Source organism: Micrococcus sp. HMSC31B01 (assembly GCF_001816085.1).
Taxonomy (GTDB): domain Bacteria; phylum Actinomycetota; class Actinomycetes; order Actinomycetales; family Micrococcaceae; genus Micrococcus; species Micrococcus luteus.
Genome location: NZ_KV825375.1, coordinates 1 through 1,015 on the forward strand (window position 1 = coordinate 1; position 1,015 = coordinate 1,015).

A 1,015-nucleotide genomic window follows, 5' to 3' on the forward strand; every position below is an offset into this window, starting at 1 on the left:
GTAGTGGGCGGCGATGCGCCGCAGCCGGCGGGCCCCCCGTCGGGGCCGTCGTGCTCGCGGCCGTGGCCCCGCCGCGGGACCCCGCCGAGCCTGGCCCCCGGCCAGGCCCCCGGGTAGGGTGAACGGCACGGAATCGCCCCTACGGTTCCCGTCCTGCCGACGGTTGGAAGGAGGTCGCACCCTCGGACCCGCCGCCGCCCTGCGGACGCGACACCGAGGCGCACCTCCCCTCCCGAGGCCGGACCCGTGAGAGTCGGACCAGGAGGACGCCATGACCATGGATGTCAGCTACATCGCCCGCAACCTCAGGCTCCCGGAGAGCTTCCGCGACCACGTCGTCGAGCGCACCGAGCGCCTCCAGCCGCTCGCCGAGGGCGCCGACACGCTCGAGGTCCGCGTGACGAAGTCCTCCCACCACAAGCACTCGGACGAGACGGTCCGCGTGGAACTGACGGTCCGCGGCCCGCGGGACGTCGTGCGGGCCGAGGCCGACGCGGACGACAAGCTGGTCGCCTTCGACCAGGCCGCCACCCGACTGGCCGAGCGCCTGCGGCGCATGCGCGACCGCCGCAAGGACCGCCGTCACGGCAAGCTCGGCGCCTCCCGCGGCGCGGGCGAGGTCGGATTCGTGCCGCCGCTGCCGCCGTCGGGTGCCGCGCTGGCCGCGGAGGAGGCCGCCGAGCAGGACGCCCCCGAGGTGGGCACCCCGGTGCGCATCCGTCAGAAGGCGTTCCCCGCGACCCCCATGAGCGTGGACGAGGCCGTGGACGCGATGGAGCTGGTGGGCCATGACTTCTTCCTCTTCCAGAACGCCGAGACCGGCGTGCCCTCCGTGGTCTACCGCCGCCGGGGCTGGAGCTACGGCGTGATCCGCCTGGACGAGTCCCTCCCGCAGGATCACGTCTCCGCCTCCGAGGGGGAGCGGGCCTACCAGGCGCGCGAGGACTGACCGCCCCGCCGACGTCGACCACGACCTGCTGACGCCGCGGCGCCCGTCCCCTCCGGGACGGGCGCC

Annotated in this window: 1 protein-coding gene; it reads left to right on the forward strand. The window is 75.3% G+C overall.

Going from position 1 to position 1,015, the window contains the following annotated elements; genetic code table 11:
* Window positions 1–271: 271 nt before the first annotated feature.
* On the forward strand, window positions 272–949 hold the full coding sequence (gene hpf, locus HMPREF3105_RS10990; RefSeq protein ID WP_060973936.1) for a ribosome hibernation-promoting factor, HPF/YfiA family: 678 nt from the start codon (window positions 272–274) through the stop codon (window positions 947–949).
* Window positions 950–1,015: the final 66 nt, after the last annotated feature.

Coding starts and splice junctions, on each gene's coding strand:
- hpf (WP_060973936.1), top strand. CDS start 272: ATGACCATGGATGTCAGCTACATCGCCCGCAACCTCAGGCTCCCGGAG.